The organism is Muribacter muris, from assembly GCF_004569585.1.
Classification (GTDB): domain Bacteria; phylum Pseudomonadota; class Gammaproteobacteria; order Enterobacterales; family Pasteurellaceae; genus Muribacter; species Muribacter muris.
The window spans coordinates 1-621 of record NZ_SPPA01000071.1 but is presented as its reverse complement, the minus strand read 5'-3'; the positions used below and the strand labels follow the sequence as shown (position 1 = coordinate 621).

Here is a 621-nt window from a genome sequence, read left to right as displayed (position 1 = left end):
GGGCGTTCACCACGGTATGATTCATGACTGGGGTGAAGTCGTAACAAGGTAACCGTAGGGGAACCTGCGGTTGGATCACCTCCTTACCTTAAATGAAGTTGCAAGTGTTCACACAGATTGTTTGATAACAGAAGAAAGACACCTTTTACCCTATGGGTCTGTAGCTCAGGTGGTTAGAGCGCACCCCTGATAAGGGTGAGGTCGGTGGTTCAAGTCCACTCAGACCCACCACTCAAGCGTGAGTGAATAGGGAAAGGAAACGATTGGGGATATAGCTCAGCTGGGAGAGCGCCTGCCTTGCACGCAGGAGGTCAGCGGTTCGATCCCGCTTATCTCCACCAATTATCGTCATTGTCAAGTTTATACTTACAAGCGGTCGGTTAGTCATAAAAATAGACAAACCGAAAGCATTCACATTCAGTCAAATGTGAAGATATGAATTTGCCAATGATGATAGCTTTCAATCTACGGTAACGTAAATGAAAGTGTTGTCTGATGCTCTTTAAAAAACTGGAAACAAGCTGAAAACTGAGAGATTTTTCAAGCAATGAAAAGTCTGAGTAAAAACAAAGCAAAAACCAATCCTTGTCTGTAAAAAGGCAGACAAGTCAGTTGTAAGAA

General features: G+C 43.8%; 2 tRNA genes and 1 rRNA gene. All 3 read left to right on the top strand.

Going from position 1 to position 621, the window contains the following annotated elements:
• A 16S ribosomal RNA gene (locus tag E4T80_RS12650) occupies positions 1-86 on the top strand; the annotation flags it as partial.
• A 68-nt stretch (positions 87-154) separates the two neighbouring features.
• A tRNA-Ile gene (locus E4T80_RS12645) sits at positions 155-231 on the top strand.
• A 34-nt stretch (positions 232-265) separates the two neighbouring features.
• A tRNA-Ala gene (locus E4T80_RS12640) sits at positions 266-341 on the top strand.
• Positions 342-621: the final 280 nt, after the last annotated feature.